The organism is Shewanella sp. 10N.286.52.C2 (assembly GCF_002874545.1).
Classification (GTDB): Bacteria; Pseudomonadota; Gammaproteobacteria; order Enterobacterales; family Shewanellaceae; genus Shewanella.
The window spans coordinates 102717-121430 of sequence record NZ_MCTV01000009.1 but is presented as its reverse complement, the minus strand read 5'-3'; the positions used below and the strand labels follow the sequence as shown (position 1 = coordinate 121430).

Below are 18714 nucleotides of genomic sequence, written 5' to 3'. Positions count from 1 at the left end.
ATGAAAATAAAGAAATCATTAACCAAAAAACCAAAATACTATGCTGTTCACGTTTCATACTATCCAGAGTATTATAACAAAAGCCTAAAAGTGTTAGAGGATATACTGAAACGAATATCTAATGATAATTATACTATTTTGGTAGTTAATAATAATGAGTCATTAGTCCACAAAAGATATTTGACAACGCCTAAAAACTTTTACTTTATTGATGGAACTAATACGTCCTGGGAATTTAGTGGTTGGGATGAGGGTGTTGACTTTCTTACTAATGAATTTGCGATTGAAGAAAATGATGTTTTTCTATTCTCTAATGATACTTTTTGTCACCATAGAAGTTTCACTTTGTTAGATGAGTTAATGTACTCTAACGCAATTTCTTACTGTAGTTGTAATGATGTTGCGGTTGGACATGTTGATTTTACAGATAAAGAATTCATTGTTTTCGACAGAAAAGTCCAGAGATGGATTTCAACTTTTCTTTTTGCAATGAATTATAAGGTTTTGAGGGGGGGTGTTCCATTTAGTGAATGCAAAACAACAGATTTGATTATTAATAATAATAGTATTAAGGTGAATGGTTGTAATGATTTTTATAATAATCATTTGTCTAAGTGGTTATTGGGCGAAGGTTGGTATAAAAGTGAAAGCTCTGATTTGAATGTGATAGTTAATAAAGGCAAGGCTATAACAAACGAAAAAATCCTTTCTTCTAAACTAAATGAGAATGATGTTTCTATTAGGAGTGTTTATTCAGGGTTATTTTTTAGTTTAGTTAGAAAGTTTCAAATTAAGGTTTATAATATTTTAAAGAAATCGAAATGATAAAAAACAATACTAGAATGGAGTTGTCGTATATTACTCTTTATTTTGTTACTACAATTATTTCACTCATTCAAACTATTGGTAATAAAAAGTTTCCTGGGGAGCTATATCGTGAAATAAGAATGATTAGTGATTTTGAAGTTTTTGCAATCTCATTTTTTAATTTGGTGGGGTTTGTTCTTTGTTATCTATTATATAAAGTGTTTGTTAAGTTTAGGGTTAGAGCATCAATTGGTGTAAAGTACAACTTTAGACGATTGAGTTGGTTGTTATCGGTAATCCTTGTTCTACAAATTTCATTCCTTATGGCTACCGGGGTTGGTAGGGTCACCTTTGGTGAGCCAGCTACTTCACCATACAGCACTTTATTTGCTCTTATTAAACCCGACCCTTTCGTTTTTCTATACTTTCTGATTATTAGAAATAAAAAGGATTTTAGTTATACTTCAGAAAACCATTTTTCATTAAACATTATTTTTTATTGTTTACTAAAGCTTCTACAGGGATGGTCATCTTTTTTCTTTATATTTTTCGTCCTTGAATGTTGTGTAAGATTTCGGCATTCTAAATACTTCGGCAGGAAAATGGTAATGCTAATCCCTCTTACTGTTATTTTTATTGGAGGTTTAGTTTACCAGCAAATCTTTGTATTGAAAAATCAAATCAGAGGTAATAATTCAATGCAGAATATTTCATATTTCCAAGCTGTTGAACATCTTTCCAGTAGGCTTTCTATGAACGCTACATCGCTTGGAGCATATCAAAATACGGATAAAATAGTTTCTTTATATAAAGCTGAAGAGTTAGATTTTAAAGAGTCTAAAGCTCTTCTGCGGCCACTAATACCTTCTAAATTTATGGATAAAGAATTTCGAAATTTAAATAATAACATTATGCATTCTTATACTCCTACACTAACTGCAGGAACAAGTTCTGATTTTGGATTCGCTATGTATTATTACATTTTGTATAAGTCAAGTAAGTTTGACTTTATTACCTCTATTTTACTCACAATGTCTTTAATCGCATTTGCTAAAATATATTTTGACACCATGTCAAATGGAACTCCAATTCTTGATTTTTTGTTCTTTCTTATTTTGTTTAAATTTACATATACTGTCAGTTTAGAAAATGTGATTGGGCAAGGATTCGTTCCTTATTTATATCTGACGGTTTTTATGTGGTTATTTGGTGGTGTAAAATTTATTCGTACTAGGAAGTAAACATGAAAGTAAAAATGTGGCCCTTGGAGAATTCAAACGATAGCAATTCATTCGTAAAGCTTATAAGAACCGAATCTGTCGATTATGTAAATCATAAGTGGGTTGATTTTTTTAGGCTTAACTTTTCAGTTTTTCATATGCATTGGCCTGAAACCTATTTAAATGAAAACAAATTCACCACGAAATATCTCGGTACTTTGTTGGTGCTATTATATCTTGTGTACATCAAAATGTTTAGAAAAAAAATTGTTTGGACCGTACATAATGATATGCCTCATGAAAATACAAGCCCGTATTTCACGTCATTCGCTTATAAGTTTTTTTTTAGATTAACAGATAGTTTTGTATTTATGACTAATGATTCTTTAGAGAGGTGTGGTAAGAATATTGAAAAGAATGAAAATAAAAGTGTTTGCGTCATACATCATCCACTTTATAAAAATATAAGCATAGATAAATATAAAGGTAAAGGTAAAGGTAAAGGTAAAGGTAAAGGTAAAGGTAAAGATGGTTGTTTACTCTATTTTGGATTGATAAGGCCGTATAAAAATGTAGAAAACTTAATAAAAGAATATAGTAAAACATCCCAGAGTAATAGGTTGAAAGTGATGGGGGGTTGTAAAGGTGTATCAAAAGAAGTGTTAGAACAACTTTCGTTAGGAGCGAATATTGAGCTTTCACTTTCTAGGTATTCCAATCTTGAATTAGATTTAGAGTTGTTAGAGTGTTTAGGTGTTGTTATACCATATGCAAAAATAACTAATTCAGGAGTTCTTTATCAAGCGATTAGCTCTAACAGTAAAATATTAGTACCAGAGTTACCCTATACATTAGAAGTTATTAAACATTTAGGTTATAAAAATGTTCACTTTTACAAAGGAGATTTAACTTTTAAGCATATCGAAGATTTTATGCAGTCAAAAAGTTTGACTGATAAAGATTTTTCAAGTGAAAACTTTCAGTCTAAATATAATCTCAATGTTTCAAAAAGTTATTATAATGTTTATCATAAGGTGATTGGTTGATTAGTATGAAAAAAATCCTTCTTGTTTGTGACTATTTTTATCCTGCTTATAAAGCAGGAGGGCCAATAAAAAGTATTTCAAATATTTTAGCCCTCTTTTCTGGACTGTATAAGTTTGATGTTTTTACTTCTTCATACGATATAGATGGTACAAAATTAAACGTGGGGGGAAATAATGCGTTTATTGGTTCGGACTATAAAGGGTGTGATGTATGTTATTTTGATGGTTTGATTAAAATGGCTCGATTCATTTTATTTAAACATCTTTCTTATGATATTGTTTATTTGAATAGTTTCTTTTCATTCCAATATAGTATTCTTTATCAAGTTTTTGTAAAGCTTTCAATTATTAAGTCTAACAAAATAATTATTGCCCCTAGAGGAGAGTTAACAAAAGGTGCTATGGATTTAAAGTCGTTCAAAAAACAGTTGTTTATAAGTTTGTACCGGTTGCTTTGTTTGAAGAATAATGTCAAGTTTCAATTTACATCTAAGGAAGAGTATCTAGATGCAGTGGAAGTCCTTGGTTCTATTGATTATTGTATTATACCGAATATCGCTGAAAAACCAGAAGAATTCATAGTTAAAGATAAAAAAAACAATTGCTTACACGTTGTCTTTTTGTCTAGGATTTCAAAGAAAAAAAATCTACTTTCTCTTTGTGAAAGTATCTCCCTTATTGATACTAATGAAATATTATTTACTATAGCAGGAAATGTCGAAGATGAACCATATTGGGAAAGCTGCAAAAAAGTGTTAGGTAATTGCTCTAATAACGTTACCGTTGATTACGTAGGGCCGCTGGATAAAAACCAAGTCAAGAGTTTGCTGAGAAAAACTCACCTTTTTTGTCTACCTACTCTTAATGAAAACTATGGTCATGCTATTGTTGAGGCTTTATCATATTCAAACTTAGTGCTGATTTCAGATCAAACACCTTGGTGTGATGTTGTTAATTATGGAAGTCAAGTTGTTAGGACTGACGAAGTAGAAAAAATGGTAGAATATATAAATATAATTTCAAAACTTACGGCAGATGACTTTAATATTTTGTCATCTAAAAGTTATATGTATATTGTGGAAAAAATAGTTAATCATAATAAATTGGTTGGTGGATTGTTTGATGAATAGCTTTAAAAACAAAGTTTTACTTATCACTGGTGGTACTGGTTCTTTTGGTAGTACTGTTTTACGCAGGTTTTTAAATTCTGATATCTCGGAAATTCGGATTTTTTCCCGTGATGAAAAAAAACAAGATGATATGCGAAAGGAATTCTCCAATGATAAACTAAAATTTTACATTGGTGATGTCCGCGATTCACAAAGTATTTCAACAGCTATGCGTGGTGTTGATTATGTATTCCATGCTGCTGCACTGAAACAGGTTCCATCTTGTGAGTTTTACCCATTAGAAGCTGTTAAAACTAATGTGTTGGGTACAGAGAATGTATTAGAGTCTGCAATCTCCCACGGTGTAAGTCGGGTCGTTTGTTTGAGTACTGACAAAGCTGTATACCCAATCAACGCTATGGGTATTTCCAAAGCTATGATGGAGAAAGTGATTGTAGCTAAAAGCCGTAACCTAGATGGTACAAATACTGTTATATCTGGTACTCGTTACGGTAATGTAATGGCTTCTCGTGGCTCTGTAATTCCATTGTTTATTCGCCAAATTATTGAAGATACACCACTGACAATTACTGATCCTTCGATGACTCGTTTTATGATGACATTAGATGATGCCGTAGATCTAGTTTTGCATGCTTTCGAGCATGGCTCTAATGGTGATATTTTTGTGCAAAAAGCTCCTGCAGCAACCATTGAAGTATTAACTCAGGCAATTCTTGAGATGATCAACAAACCTGAACATAAAGTCAATGTAATTGGTACTCGACATGGTGAAAAATTATTTGAAGCCTTATGTAGCCGTGAAGAGATGTTTGTTGCACAAGACCAAGGTGAATATTACCGTATACCAGCTGATAATCGAGATTTGAATTATTCAAAATACTTTGAAGAAGGAGAGCAAGATTTGTCTGCAGTAGAAGACTATAACTCGCATAATACAGAGCGTTTAGATGTTGAGGGGATGAAGCAATTACTAAGAAAACTGGATTTTATGCGAGAAATTGAATCAGGTAATATTTCTGTACCGGAAGGCGTATAAATGAAAGTTTTGATTATTGGTGCAACAGGAATGCTTGGCTATAGTCTGTTTAAGAATCTTAGCGATGCGGAGCATCTCGATGTTTATGGGACTGTTCGCAGTATCAAAGGCAAAGAAAAGTTTTTTAATGGATGCGAAGAGCATTTATTAAAAGGTATTGATGTAAATGACCTATCAACAATAGAGGGTGTTATTGAACAAATTAAGCCAGCTGTTGTAATTAACTGTATTGGTCTGATTAAGCAATATAGTATTTCAAAGCAACATGTTGATGCGGTTGCTATCAATAGTCTTTTACCTCATCAGTTAGCAAGTTTATGTGATGAATATGATTGTAAGCTTATCCATTTCTCTACTGATTGTATTTTCGATGGAGCAAAGGGGGGGTATATCGAAACTGACACACCAGATGCTCGCGACTTATATGGTCGCTCAAAGTGTTTAGGTGAAGTTGATTATCCGCCCCATCTTACGTTAAGAACTTCAATCATAGGTCATGAGCTTGATTCCTCTGTCAGTTTAGTTGATTGGTTTTTATCTCAAGAAAGTTGTACAAAAGGCTTTTCAAAGGCTATTTTCTCTGGATTACCAACTTCTGTAATTGCACGATTACTTATTGACAATATATTGCCTGCAAATGAACTTTCTGGTGTATATCAATTAAGTGTTGAGCCGATTGATAAATTTACACTGCTCAACCTTATTGCAGAAATTTACAGTAAAAAGATAGAAATTGTTGAGTCGACTGAATTACAAATCGACCGCTCATTAAATTCAGATAGGTTACGTAGTGCATTGAATTTAGAGATACCTTCTTGGAAGGCACTTATTTCAGAAATGCATGATGACTATAAACATAGATATGAGATATACAGATGCAAAAATTAAAAGTAGCAACTATTGTAGGTACTCGTCCTGAAATCATCCGTTTATCGAGAACAATCGCAAAATTAGATAAATACTGCGATCACACTTTAATTCATACTGGTCAGAATTATGACTTTGAATTAAATCAAATATTCTTTGATGATTTAGGTATTCGCGCACCTGATGTTTTTTTAGAGTGTGCTGGCGAAACTGCTGCAGATACAATGGCACAAGTTATCAGTAAGTCTGATAAAGTTTTTTCTGAGTTGCTGCCGGATGCCTTACTTATTCTAGGTGACACAAATAGCGCCCTTTCTGCTATTTCTGCCAAACGTCGAAAAATTCCTATTTTTCACATGGAGGCTGGTAACCGTTGCTTTGACCTGCGTGTACCGGAAGAAATAAATCGTAAAATAGTTGATCATATTTCTGATGTGAACATGCCTTACAGTGATATTGCCCGTGAATATTTATTACGCGAGGGATTGAAGCCTGAGTTTATTATTAAAACAGGTAGTCCGATGGATGAAGTCTTAACATTTTATAAAGAGAGTATTGATTCATCTGATGTTCTTTCTCGCTTAGAACTTGAAGCGGGAAAATACTTTGTTGTTAGTGTGCACAGAGAAGAAAATGTTGATTCAGACTCAAACATACACAAATATGTTGATGTGCTTAATACGCTTGCAGATAAATTTGCTTTACCAATTATTGTTTCAACGCATCCAAGAACGCGTAAGAAAATAGAAGCGCTAAATCTTCAGTTTTCACCTTTGGTTCAACTGTTAAAACCATTAGGTTTTTCTGATTATGTTAAGCTTCAAAAAGATTCTAAATTAGTCTTAAGTGACAGCGGAACTATCACTGAAGAATCTTCAATTATGAACTTTTCAGCGCTAAACATTCGTGAAGCTCAAGAAAGACCTGAAGGTTTTGAAGAAGGCGCGGTTATGTTTACCGGCATGGAGATTGACCGAATATTGCAAGCGATTGACATATTAGAAGATCAAAGTGACGGTGAGCAACGAACTTTGAATATAGTCGCAGATTACGTTGCGCCAAACGTTTCAGAAAAAGTAGTAAGAATCATCACTAGCTATACTGATTATGTTAATAAATTTGTTTGGAAAAAATCTTAAATGCATTTAGCTATTATTGGTGATGATAGCCTTCCTGATAGTACGTTAGTTCATGCAAAAATGTTGCATGAACTTGCTGCGGAATTTGTAAAACAGGGGCATACCACGGTTATAATTGCACCAGGGAAACCTAATCAGACTGTCCGCTTAAATAAGTCTGTTATTGATGATATTACTTATTGGAAATTTAAAAGTGGTAAATTAAGAGGGCAAGGGAAGTTAAAACGGGCAATTAATGAAACTTTATTATCTTTTAATGCTTGGCTGGCTATTCGTCATGAAGTTGATAATGAACCCTTTGATGGAGTGATTTATTATTCACCATCCATTTTTTTTGGCCCGTTAGTAAACAAAATCAAGATTAAAAACAGCTGTAAATCTTATTTGATTTTACGTGATATGTTCCCACAATGGGCTGTTGACGAGGGGTTGATAAGAAAGGGCTCTTTTATTGAGAAATATTTCCGCTATTTCGAAAATATTAATTATAGCGCTTCTGATTCTATCGGTTTAATGTCACCCAAAAATTTGACCCTGTTTACTGAACAGCACCAAGATAAGTTTAATACGCACGTATTATATAATTGGGCAGATACCAATGCTTCCTTAGTGAGAATTGATAGTGAAAATTTACGTGAAACCTATGGTTTGCAAGATAAAGTTATTTTCTTTTACGGCGGCAATATTGGTCATGCCCAAGATATGGGCAATTTATTACGTTTAGCGAATTCAATGAAAGAAGTCACTAATGCTCATTTCCTTTTTCTAGGACAAGGTGATGAAGTTGCGTTAGTAAAAGAAACCATTGAGTCTAAAAACCTAACAAATACCACTTTGTTAGGTTCAGTCACTCAAGCAAGATACAAAGAAATATTGACCCAAGTTGATATCGGTCTTTTTTCCTTAGCTGCATCGCACAAAACGCATAACTTCCCTGGCAAATTGCTTGGTTACATGGTTGAGTCATTACCAATTTTAGGCAGTATTAATGAAGGCAACGATTTAAGTGAAGTGATTACTGACGTTGATGCAGGTTATATTCTTGTTAATGGCCAAGATTCTGAGTTTTATCATGCAGCGAAGGCGCTTGCTGCGGATGAATATCTAAGAAAGCAAATTGGTGATAATGCAAACCGTTTGTTAGCAAGCCAATTTTCGGTTAAATCAGCTGCAAATACAATATTAAACAACTTAAAGTCATAATATCTAGCAAGGGCATGTAATGGAAATAGTTTTAACTGGCATGAGTGGTTTTGTGGGTCAGGCTCTTTTACCTCGTTTGCTTAATAAAGAAAATAATATACGTGCAGCTGTTCGTAGCCTAAATAAAACACTTGATGGGCAAATTTCTCAGTTTTCTATTGATAACATATGTAGAAATCAAAACTGGAAAAACATTGTAACAGGTGCTGATATTGTCATTCATTGTGCTGCTCGTGTACATGTTATGGATGATAGCGTATCAAATCCATTGGACGAGTTTCGTGAGGTGAATACCTATGGAACGTTAAACCTTGCCCAGCAGGCTGCGGATTTAGGGGTAAAACGCTTTATATTTATCAGCTCGATTAAAGTAAATGGAGAGTCTACCGAGCTTGGTTTTCCATTTAAACCTGACGATACTTTTATACCTACTGATCCTTACGGTTTAAGTAAGTACGAAGCTGAAGTCGGTTTACATAAAATAGCCAAAGAAACGGAGATGGAAGTAGTTATTATCCGTCCAACTTTAGTTTATGGACCAGGAGTCAAGGCTAATTTTGCTTCGTTATTAAATCTAGTATCTAAAGGGTTACCGTTACCTTTCGGTTGTATTTTTGGTAATCAGCGCAGTTTAGTGTCAGTCACTAATTTAGTCGATTTAATTATAACTTGTATTGACCATCCTAAAGCTGTTAATCAAGTGCTATTGGTATCAGATGACAATGATGTTTCAACAGCCTCTATGGTTAAAGAAATGTCTAAAGCTTTAGGGAAGTCAAGTAGAATGCTACCTGTTCCACTGTGGTGCTACTCTGTGGCTGGTAAACTGTTTAACAAGCAGGATGTCGTCAATCGTTTATTAGGCTCATTACAAGTTGATATATCTCATACCAAAGAGACGCTTGGTTGGGCTCCACCACAAACTATTGAGCAAGGCTTTAAAGAAACGGCTGATGCATTTTTGAAAAATAAAGAGAAATTAAATGATTCGATTAATTGATTTTGTAGCTGCTTTTTTGGGCTTATTATTCCTTTGGCCATTATTAGTCATTGTAACCATAATTGGCTTGTTTGATACAGGCTCACCGATTTTTATACAAACTCGTGTTGGTAAAAATAAAAAACAGTTTAAGTTAATTAAATTTCGTACCATGTCTGTTGAAACTAAATCTGTCGCGAGTCATTTAGCTAGTAATGCTTCAATCACGAAATTTGGTACATTTCTTCGTAAAACGAAAATTGATGAACTACCTCAGTTAATTAATGTTGTTAAAGGTGAGATGAGCTTGGTTGGTCCCCGCCCAAATTTATTTAATCAGGAAGAATTGATTAAAGAGCGTGATGCGTTAGGTGTATACAATGTGTTACCAGGTGTTACAGGTTTAGCTCAAGTACAAAATATTGATATGTCTACACCTAAGGTTTTAGCTGAAACAGATAAGCAAATGATCGACACTTTAACTCTTAAAAACTACTTTAAATACATCATCATGACAATAACTGGTAGCGGTAGTGGTGATGCTGTAAAACCTAAATAACTTATATTTAAAAGATTAAATTGGATAATATAGTATGAAAATTGCAGTTGCTGGTACGGGTTATGTAGGTTTATCAAATGCAATGCTCTTGGCGCAAAATTATGAAGTCGTTGCGGTGGATATCATTTCAGAAAAAGTGGAGATGCTTAGTAACAAAGTATCCCCGATTGTTGATGTAGAGATAGAAGATTTCTTAGTAAACAAAGCGCTTAACTTTAAAGCTACGCTTGATAAACATCTTGCGTATAAAGATGCCGAATATGTGATTATTGCCACTCCAACTGATTACGATGCTGAAACTAATTATTTCAATACATCATCGGTAGAAGCAGTAATTAAGGATGTAATGTCAATTAACCCTAATGCTGTTATGGTAATTAAGTCTACTGTACCAGTTGGTTATACAGCACGTATTAAGAAAGAACTTGGGTGTAATAACATATTTTTTTCACCTGAGTTTTTACGTGAAGGGCGTGCTTTATACGATAACTTACACCCATCACGTATTATCGTTGGTGAGCGTTCAGAGAGAGCTGCAGTCTTTGCTAACTTATTAGTGGAAGGTGCAGTAAAAGAAAACATAGAAGTATTGTTTACTGACTCAACAGAAGCTGAAGCAGTTAAATTATTTTCAAATACTTATTTAGCTCTTCGTGTGGCTTACTTCAACGAGCTTGATTCTTACGCTGAATCGCACGGTCTAAATGCTCGCCAGATAATCGAAGGGGTTGGCTTGGATCCTCGTATCGGTAACCATTATAATAATCCTTCATTTGGTTATGGTGGTTATTGCTTGCCTAAAGATACGAAACAATTGCGAGCTAACTATGCAGATGTACCAAACAACATCATTAGTGCGATTGTTGAATCTAATAAAACACGTAAAGACTTTGTTGCAGAATCAATTTTTAAGCGTAAGCCTAATCGCGTAGGTATTTATCGTTTGATAATGAAGTCGGGTTCTGACAATTTCAGAGCATCGAGTGTTCAGGGGATCATGAAGCGCTTAAAGGCAAAAGGCATTGAAGTGGTTGTGTATGAACCTGTTTTACACGAAGATGAGTTTTTCCACTCTAAAGTCATTAAATCACTTGAAGAGTTTAAAGCGAGTTGTGATGTGATTGTATCAAACAGAATGGTTGATGAAATTCGTGATGTTGCGGATAAAGTGTATACTCGAGATTTATTTGGTTCTGATTAGTATTCGTTGCTAACTAGATTAATAGACCTATCTATCTATCTATCTATTATGATTTTAGCGCTAGAGTATTGATTTACTTAAACTAGCGCTAATTTTGTCTGTCTCATCATCAAAAAAGTCGATAAAAATGTGTCTCATCGGTTTTTTGTTCACATTTATTCCTACAATTCCAGAGTAGTGCACAAGTTAAGTTTTTTCTTCGTGTTCTTTCATGCTCTCACATATAATATCCTAAGCTAGTTGTACGCATTACTCATATTACCCTGTAAATGGTATAGTGGTGAGGCGTTCGTATTTAAAGAAGTAATACACTATGATTTTTAAGTTTATGGAGCGGAAAATGGATTTTTTGCAAAAGTTGTTTCGTTTAGAGCGTAGTCAAAAACGTTTAGTGAGTATCGCAATTGACACTGTTTTTCTAAGCTTTGCCTTTTGGGCTGCGTTATTAGTCAGAGTTGATGATGTCAGTGTGTTACTTAATGGGCATTACTGGGCTTTGGTTGCTACAAGTATTCCTTTCAGCATTTTAGCGTTCGCCAAGCTTGGTTTGTACCGCGCGGTATTGCGTTATATGAGCTTACAAGCAATAACGGCTATTTTACTTGGTATTGTCGCGTCAACTGTCACTTTAGTGTTCGTCTCTTATTTTACTGAAGCGCATCTGCCTCGCACTGTTCCTATCATATATGCCATGTTCGCTTTGGTGTTTGTAGGGGGAACGCGTGCACTTGTTCGTTCTTTAGTTGGCTCAGGGCTTAAACGCGACGGTGAGCCAGTGATTATTTATGGCGCAGGGGTCAGTGGACGTCAGTTACTGAACTCTTTGGTATTAAGCCATGAATATTATCCTTATGCTTTCGTCGATGATGATAAAGCGTTACATGGCACCGTAATCCAAGGCGTTCACGTTCATTCTCCTTCAATCATACGTAAACTCATCAGCCAAAAAGCAGCGACAAAAGTGTTGCTTGCGATACCGAGTGCAACCAGAGCCAAACGTAAAGACATTCTTAATCGTTTAGAGTCACTGTCAACTCAGGTATTAACCATCCCAGCTATGGCAGATCTGGTGAGTGGTAATAAACTGTATAGTGATATTAAAGAAGTCGAAATTGATGATTTATTAGGGCGTGATTCGGTCGCGCCTAGACAAGACTTATTAACCGCGAATATTACCGACAAAGTGGTTATGGTAACGGGTGCAGGCGGTTCTATTGGCTCTGAACTATGTCGTCAAATTTTAAAAAAATCACCAAAGAAATTAGTGTTATTCGAACTGTCTGAATATTCGCTTTATGCCATTGAAAGAGAGTTATCAGCAACAGCAAAAGAGCTTGGGCTTAATGTTCGCATTTTACCGATGATGGGCTCGGTTCAACGTGAGAATCGTGTCCAAGCGATTATGGAATCTTTTGGCGTTCAGACTGTATACCACGCTGCGGCTTATAAGCATGTCCCATTGGTTGAGCACAATGTTGTTGAAGGTGTACGAAATAACGTGTTTGGCACCCTATACACAGCAAGAGCGGCTATTGCTGCAAAAGTTGAAACCTTTGTTTTAGTTTCAACAGATAAAGCGGTACGACCAACTAACGTTATGGGCACAACCAAGCGTATGGCAGAGCTTGTGTTACAAGCTTTTTCAAAAGAGGATCATCAAACTCGCTTTTGTATGGTGCGATTTGGTAATGTTTTAGGGTCATCAGGCTCTGTAGTACCGCTATTTAGAACCCAAATTGCCAATGGCGGACCAGTAACTGTAACTCACCCAGAAATCACCCGTTTCTTTATGACCATTCCTGAAGCATCGCAATTGGTTATTCAGGCTGGTGCTATGGGTAAAGGCGGTGATGTGTTTGTATTAGATATGGGTAAATCAGTCAAAATTGTCGATTTAGCCAGTAAAATGATCCGACTGAGTGGTTTTGATGTCCGTGATGAGTTTAACCCCGAAGGCGAAATAGCGATTGAATATAGTGGATTACGCCCTGGTGAGAAGCTCTATGAAGAACTATTGATTGGTGATGATGTCACGGGTACCGAGCATGAAAGAATAATGACGGCCAATGAGGTTCATCTTTCATGGGCAGAGTATTCTAAAATTCTTGAGCGTTTAGATGCTGCTTGCCATGCTTTTGACCATGCCACAATACGAGACATTTTATTAACCACGCCGACAGGCTTTGCGCCAACGGATGGTATTTGTGATTTGCTTTATCAGCAAACAGAAAAAAACAAACCAGCTGTTCAAAATGTGGTTAATTTAGTCTAGTATATTTTTATCATTATTTTTCAGTCACCTAATTAAATAAGGTTTTTCATGAAAGTTGTTATTCCCGTTGCAGGTCTTGGCACACGTATGCTTCCTGCAACTAAAGCGATTCCAAAAGAAATGCTACCTATCGTGGACAAGCCGCTTATTCAGTATATCGTTAATGAGTGTGTAGCTGCTGGCGTTAAAGAAATTGTACTGGTTACCCATGCCAGTAAAAATGCCATTGAAAACCACTTTGATAAATCTTACGAGCTTGAATCAACGCTTGAAAAGCGTGTTAAACGTCAGCTGTTAGAAGAAGTACAATCAATTTGTCCTAAAGACGTTTCTGTTATCAGTGTTCGTCAAGGTGAGGCTAAAGGCCTAGGGCATGCAGTGTTGTGTGCTAAACCTTGTATCGGTAATGAACCTTTTGCAGTGGTATTGCCTGATGTTATTTTAGATGAATATACAGCAAACCAAAAAACTGAAAATTTAGCTGCGATGATGGCACGTTACCATACCAGTTTTGCTAGTCAGATTATGGTTGCGCCAGTACCAGATAATGAAGTGAACAAATACGGTATTGCAGATTGTAATGGTGAAGAAATCGCCCCAGGTGATTCAGCTAAAATCAAAGCTATGGTTGAAAAGCCTGCCATTGGGACTGCTCCATCAAACTTAGCTGTTGTTGGTCGTTATGTGCTATCAGAAAAAATCTGGAATCTATTAGCTAAAACACCAGCGGGCGCGGGTGACGAAATTCAGTTAACAGATGCGATTGATATGCTAATTGAACAAGATACTGTTGAAGCGTTCAATATGACCGGTAAATCACATGATTGTGGTGACAAACTGGGTTACATGAAAGCCTTTGTTGAATATGGCCTTCGTGATAAAAATCTAGGTGATGATTTTGCTAAAGTAATTAAAACATTGCTCTAGATTAGATTACTTTCGCATTTCAAATAAAAACCAACTCACAATGAGTTGGTTTTTTGCTTTTAGAGACAAAATTATAAAATGGGGATTTTAAACCCCAAGCCTTTTACGAAAAGCCTTCACTTCGCATCAGCGTATCAAATGCATTTCCATCAGTACGTGATGCATTAGCTACATAAGGGGCATATACGTCAAACAATAAGCGAGTATCGCTGTGACCAAGCATTTGTGAGATGTACAAGGGATTCTCAAGGGCTGCTATATGAAGCACTGCTGCAGTGTGACGCGTCTCGTAAGCGCGTCTGCGTTTAAGTCCTGCTTTGATTAATGTGGGGTACCATAATGCTTTACTGACATAATGTGTATCCAGTGGCGCACCGGATTTTCCGGTAAACACAAAGTCAGAATAGGGGGCATACCCTGACTCACTTGAATCTTTAATGCGTTTAAAGGCTTCGTAGATGGTACCGCACATCTTTAAGTCTCGGCGTGATTTAGGCGTTTTTACATCACAGACCTCACCATTTACCCAGTTCTGACGGATACGAATTAAACGGTGTTCAAAATCAATATGCTGCCATTCAAGGCCGTGTATCTCACAGCTGCGTATACCAGTCCAAAACCGGATAATAAAGTAATCCTTCCACTCTTGTGGCACCTTGTCTAAAAACTTGTGCACTTCTTCAATCGTCATTGGGTATGACTCTGCTTTTTCTTCCTTGAGCGCTTTGTAGCGTCTTAAGGGATATTCAAATTTACATTCTTCAGCGGCCAAGCTAATGATGGCAATAACAGGCCAAAGTAAGAAATTAATACGGCGATTGGATAATTGACGTGTCTCACTGTCTTTCATTATTTCCATAAGTTCCTGACGAAAATAATCTATCTATCTATTGGACTGGGCAAGAATGTCGTCATTTTGAAACTGAATTTGCGGCTTGGTGTGGTTGTGATTATGCAATTGCACTGGGTAATGGCACTTTGGCGCTTGATTTGGTTCTAAATGCCTTAGGGGTAGGTGCTGCTTTTAAAGGCACAGAGCTTGATGAGGTGATCACCACGCCTCGTACCTTTTTGGCATCCGCTTCTTCAATTGTTACCGCCGGTGCGAACCCTGTATTTGCGGATGTAGACTTAAATAGCCAAACGATTACTGCTGAGTCAATAGCAGCAGTATTAACACCGAACACAAAAGCTGTGATTGTAGTACACTTTGCGGGTATGCCTGCTGAAATGGATGCCATTATGGCATTGTCTGAAAAGCATGGTTTTTATGTGATTGAAGATTGTACCCAAACTCATGGTGCTAAATATAAAGGGCAGGGCGTAGGTTCTATTGGTCATATTGGTGCTTGGTCTTTTTGCCAAGACAAAATTATGACTACTGGTGGTGAAGGCTGCATGGTGACTACCAATGACAAAACGTTGTGGTCTAAAATGTGGTCTTATAAAGATCATGGTAAAAGCTTTGATGCAATTTATAACCGAGAACACCCATCAGGGTTTCGTTGGTTACATGAAAGCTTTGGTACTAATTGGCGTATGACTGAAATGCAAGGTGCGATAGGGCGCATTCAGTTAACTCGAATGCTAGATTGGACTGCTAAACGTCAATCAAATGCAAAAGCGATAGACACAGCTGTGGCAGATATAAATGTAGTCAGAACTGTTGTTGTGCCTGATTATATTGAACATGAAGAATACAAGCATTATTTATTTGTAAAGCCAGAGAACTTAGCCGAAGGCTGGAGTCGTGATCGTATTGTGGATGAAATTATGGCTTTTGGGGGCCAGCTTTTCAAGGCAGTTGTTCTGAGATCTATCTTGAGAAAGCCTTTGATAATACCCCTTGGCGTCCTGAATATCGTTTACCCAATGCATTAGTATTAGGTGAAACCAGTATAATGTTTTTGGTTCATCCTACATTGACTGAGGCTGAAATAGATAAAACATGTTAAATTCTTAAGCATGTCTTATTACTGGCACAGAAGTAAATTATTGAGGTTATAAAGAAATGAAAATAGCAGTTGCTGGTACAGGTTACGTTGGTTTATCTAACGCAATGCTTTTGGCTCAAAAGAATGAAGTTGTTGCGGTTGATATAATCCCTGAAAAAGTAGAAATGCTCAATGAAAAAAAAGCGCCAATTGTTGATGTTGAAATTGAAGACTTCTTAGCTAATAAAACTCTCAATTTTAAAGCTACTCTTGATAAAGACATCGCATATAAAGACGCTGAATATGTAATTATCGCTACGCCAACAGATTATGATGCTGAAACAAATTATTTCAACACATCATCTGTAGAGGCGGTAATAAAAGATGTAATGGCAATAAATCCTTCGGCAGTAATGGTTATTAAATCCACAGTCCCAGTTGGTTATACAGCGCGTATTAAAGAAGAGTTGGGGTGTGATAACTTAATATTTTCACCAGAATTTTTGCGTGAAGGCCGTGCTTTATATGACAACTTGCACCCATCCCGTATTATTGTAGGTGAGCGTTCAGAACGAGCTCAAGTGTTTGCGAACCTATTAGTGGAAGGTGCAGTAAAAGAAAACATAGATGTTTTGTTTACTGATTCTACGGAAGCTGAAGCTATTAAGTTGTTTTCTAACACTTATTTAGCGCTTCGCGTTGCCTACTTTAATGAGTTAGACACCTATGCTGAATCCCATGGCTTAAATTCACGTCAAATAATTGAAGGGGTTGGCTTAGATCCTCGTATCGGCAGTCATTACAATAACCCTTCATTTGGTTATGGGGGTTATTGCTTACCTAAGGACACGAAACAATTACGCGCAAACTACTCAGATGTGCCAAATAATATCATCGGTGCAATTGTTGACTCAAATACCACGCGTAAGGATTTTATAGCAGATGCAATTTTAAAGCGTGAACCTAAAATCGTGGGTATTTACCGTCTAATAATGAAAACTGGGTCAGATAATTTCAGGGCATCGAGTATTCAGGGGATTATGAAACGCCTGAAAGCTAAAGGAATTCAAGTAGTGGTTTTTGAGCCAGTGATTGAAGAAGACCACTTTTTCCACTCTGAAGTTATAAAATCGCTGGAAGACTTTAAAGCTATGTCAGATGTTATTGTATCTAATCGCATGGTTGATGAAATCCGAGATGTAAGTGATAAGGTGTATACTCGTGACCTTTTCGGTTCAGATTAGTTTTTGAGGTAATGATATGAAGTATTTGGTCACTGGTGCAGCTGGATTTATTGGTAGTGCAGTTGTTGAAAAACTAGTAGCAAACGGACATGAGATAGTTGGTATTGATAATATTAACGATTATTACGACCCTGCTTTAAAGCATGCACGTTTAAAACGTATCGAGCACAAAAAATTTCGGTTAGTTGAATTAGATATTGCGGATAGAGAATCTGTAACTCAATTATTTAAAAGTGAAAGCTTTGACCGTGTTATTCACCTGGCCGCACAAGCCGGCGTACGATATTCGATTGAAAATCCACATGCTTATGCTGATTCGAATTTAGTTGGGCATTTAAATATTTTAGAAGGCTGTAGAAACACAAAAGTTCAACACCTTGTTTATGCCTCATCTAGTTCGGTATATGGTTTGAATAGTAAGACGCCATTTGCTACTTCTGATAGTGTTGACCATCCTGTTTCGCTTTATGCTGCAACTAAAAAGTCTAATGAGTTGATGGCGCATAGCTATTCTCACCTTTACGATATTCCAACGACAGGTCTTAGATTTTTTACTGTATATGGTAGCTGGGGGCGGCCTGATATGGCCCCGTTTATTTTTACCAAAAAGATCCTTGATGGCGAAATTATTGACATCAATAATAATGGTGACATGTGGCGTGATTTTACTCACGTCAGTGACATTGTTGAAGGTGTGGTTCGTATTGCTGATGTAATACCAAGTCGGGATAAATCTTGGACTGTTGAAAATGGTTCACCAGCGACCAGCTCTGCTCCATATTCAGTTTATAACATAGGCCATGGTTCGCCGATTAACTTAATGGGCTTTGTCAAAGCCATTGAGGATGAATTGGGTATTGAAGCCAGGAAAAACTTTAGAGAGATGCAGCCTGGTGATGTGTATCAAACTTATGCTGATGTAGCTGATTTATTTGAAGCTACGGGTTATAAACCTAGAGTTGGTGTAAAAGAAGGTGTTGCTGAGTTTGTAAAATGGTACCGCGAGTTTTATAACAAATAGTTATATCTATCTATTTATTTTTCTTTTTACTTTGTTGATAGAGAAAATAAGTTATCATCCCAAAACATACTATAGACGCAAAGCCTACAGCGACGAGTGGCATCCAATAATTAACCGTATCAGTAAACA

At 36.2% G+C, this 18714-nt stretch carries 16 protein-coding genes and 1 pseudogene; 16 read left to right on the top strand and 1 reads right to left on the bottom strand.

Going from position 1 to position 18714, the window contains the following annotated elements:
- The 13 genes from BCU94_RS04660 to galU all read left to right on the top strand — a co-directional run bounded on the left by BCU94_RS04660 (nt 1) and on the right by galU (nt 14386).
- Nucleotides 1-825 carry a hypothetical protein gene (locus tag BCU94_RS04660; protein ID WP_102475750.1) on the top strand — a complete coding sequence of 275 codons (825 nt, stop codon included), beginning with the start codon at nt 1-3 and terminating at the stop codon, nt 823-825.
- A complete protein-coding gene (wzy, locus tag BCU94_RS04655) occupies nt 822-2048 on the top strand; it encodes an oligosaccharide repeat unit polymerase (protein WP_102475749.1) in 1227 nt (408 codons plus the stop codon). The genes BCU94_RS04660 and wzy overlap by 4 nt, the downstream gene beginning before the upstream one ends.
- A gap of 2 nt (nt 2049-2050) precedes the next feature.
- Nucleotides 2051-3073, top strand: coding sequence for a hypothetical protein (locus BCU94_RS19565; protein ID WP_102475748.1), 1023 nt, complete (start codon nt 2051-2053; stop codon nt 3071-3073).
- A gap of 5 nt (nt 3074-3078) precedes the next feature.
- Nucleotides 3079-4203, top strand: a complete 1125-nt coding sequence (locus BCU94_RS04645) for a glycosyltransferase (RefSeq protein WP_133149779.1) — start codon at nt 3079-3081, stop codon at nt 4201-4203.
- Nucleotides 4196-5239 (top strand): polysaccharide biosynthesis protein, encoded by a 1044-nt coding sequence (locus tag BCU94_RS04640; protein WP_102475746.1) that lies wholly within the window; start codon nt 4196-4198, stop codon nt 5237-5239. Before BCU94_RS04645 ends, BCU94_RS04640 begins: the two co-directional genes overlap by 8 nt.
- Nucleotides 5240-6127 carry an SDR family oxidoreductase gene (locus BCU94_RS04635; RefSeq protein WP_102475745.1) on the top strand — a complete coding sequence of 296 codons (888 nt, stop codon included), beginning with the start codon at nt 5240-5242 and terminating at the stop codon, nt 6125-6127.
- Complete coding sequence (wecB, locus tag BCU94_RS04630) at nt 6115-7245, top strand: UDP-N-acetylglucosamine 2-epimerase (non-hydrolyzing) (protein WP_102475744.1); 1131 nt, start codon at nt 6115-6117, stop codon at nt 7243-7245. Before BCU94_RS04635 ends, wecB begins: the two co-directional genes overlap by 13 nt.
- Complete coding sequence (locus BCU94_RS04625) at nt 7246-8448, top strand: glycosyltransferase family 4 protein (RefSeq protein ID WP_102475743.1); 1203 nt, start codon at nt 7246-7248, stop codon at nt 8446-8448.
- A 19-nt stretch (nt 8449-8467) separates the two neighbouring features.
- Nucleotides 8468-9448, top strand: coding sequence for an SDR family oxidoreductase (locus BCU94_RS04620; RefSeq protein ID WP_102475742.1), 981 nt, complete (start codon nt 8468-8470; stop codon nt 9446-9448).
- Nucleotides 9432-9986, top strand: coding sequence for a sugar transferase (locus BCU94_RS04615; protein ID WP_102475741.1), 555 nt, complete (start codon nt 9432-9434; stop codon nt 9984-9986). Before BCU94_RS04620 ends, BCU94_RS04615 begins: the two co-directional genes overlap by 17 nt.
- A gap of 34 nt (nt 9987-10020) precedes the next feature.
- Nucleotides 10021-11187, top strand: a complete 1167-nt coding sequence (locus BCU94_RS04610; RefSeq protein ID WP_102475740.1) for a nucleotide sugar dehydrogenase — start codon at nt 10021-10023, stop codon at nt 11185-11187.
- Between the two features lie 340 nt (nt 11188-11527).
- Complete coding sequence (locus BCU94_RS04605) at nt 11528-13459, top strand: nucleoside-diphosphate sugar epimerase/dehydratase (RefSeq protein WP_102475739.1); 1932 nt, start codon at nt 11528-11530, stop codon at nt 13457-13459.
- Between the two features lie 48 nt (nt 13460-13507).
- A complete protein-coding gene (galU, locus tag BCU94_RS04600; protein ID WP_102475738.1) occupies nt 13508-14386 on the top strand; it encodes a UTP--glucose-1-phosphate uridylyltransferase GalU in 879 nt (292 codons plus the stop codon).
- A 103-nt stretch (nt 14387-14489) separates the two neighbouring features.
- Here galU and BCU94_RS04595 read toward each other — a convergent pair whose 3' ends face one another.
- A complete protein-coding gene (locus BCU94_RS04595) occupies nt 14490-15245 on the bottom strand; it encodes a site-specific integrase (RefSeq protein ID WP_241904956.1) in 756 nt (251 codons plus the stop codon).
- Nucleotides 15246-15259: 14 nt separating this feature from the next.
- Here BCU94_RS04595 and BCU94_RS04590 point away from each other — a divergent pair.
- The 3 genes and pseudogenes from BCU94_RS04590 to BCU94_RS04580 all read left to right on the top strand — a co-directional run.
- A pseudogene (locus BCU94_RS04590) lies at nt 15260-16341 on the top strand (DegT/DnrJ/EryC1/StrS aminotransferase family protein); the annotation flags it as partial.
- A 56-nt stretch (nt 16342-16397) separates the two neighbouring features.
- The gene (locus BCU94_RS04585) at nt 16398-17564 is read left to right on the top strand and encodes a nucleotide sugar dehydrogenase (RefSeq protein ID WP_102475737.1); all 1167 of its coding nucleotides are present in this window, start codon (nt 16398-16400) and stop codon (nt 17562-17564) included.
- 16 nt (nt 17565-17580) lie between these two features.
- Nucleotides 17581-18585, top strand: coding sequence for an NAD-dependent epimerase (locus tag BCU94_RS04580; RefSeq protein WP_102475736.1), 1005 nt, complete (start codon nt 17581-17583; stop codon nt 18583-18585).
- Nucleotides 18586-18714 lie beyond the last annotated feature (129 nt).